This window comes from Hymenobacter defluvii (genome assembly GCF_017589435.1).
Lineage (GTDB): Bacteria > Bacteroidota > Bacteroidia > Cytophagales > Hymenobacteraceae > Hymenobacter > Hymenobacter profundi.
Genome location: NZ_JAGETX010000127.1, coordinates 1 through 380, shown reverse-complemented (window position 1 = coordinate 380; position 380 = coordinate 1). Strand labels below are relative to the sequence as shown.

General features: G+C 45.8%; 1 protein-coding gene. It reads right to left on the bottom strand.

Annotated features, from left to right (window positions below):
- The coding region (locus J4D97_RS23310; protein WP_243900488.1) for a helix-hairpin-helix domain-containing protein at nucleotides 1–331 on the bottom strand (331 nt) is incomplete at its 3' end.
- Nucleotides 332–380: the final 49 nt, after the last annotated feature.

Here is a 380-nt window from a genome sequence, read left to right as displayed (position 1 = left end):
CAAAGTAATTGAGTAATACTTTGGCTTTGGCTTTTCCTACTTCTGCCACTAATTCCAACTCAGTAAGCTCCTTAATCTTTTTAACAGACTTGAATTTGGAGAGAAGCTTATCGGCTGTAACAGGACCTAGGCCTTTCACATCTGTTAGCTCTGTTTTAAGGGTAGCAGCGTCGCGGCGGCTACGATGGAAGGTAATGCCAAAGCGGTGTACCTCATCGCGCATTCGTTGGAACAGGCGTAGGCTTTCGCTTTTTTTATCGATGTAAAGGGGTAGGGGGTCGTTGGGTACGTAAATTTCTTCCAAGCGCTTAGCAATACCAATGACAGCCATTTGGCCCCATAGGTTTAGATCTTTCAGCGCTTTCACAGCCATGCTAAGC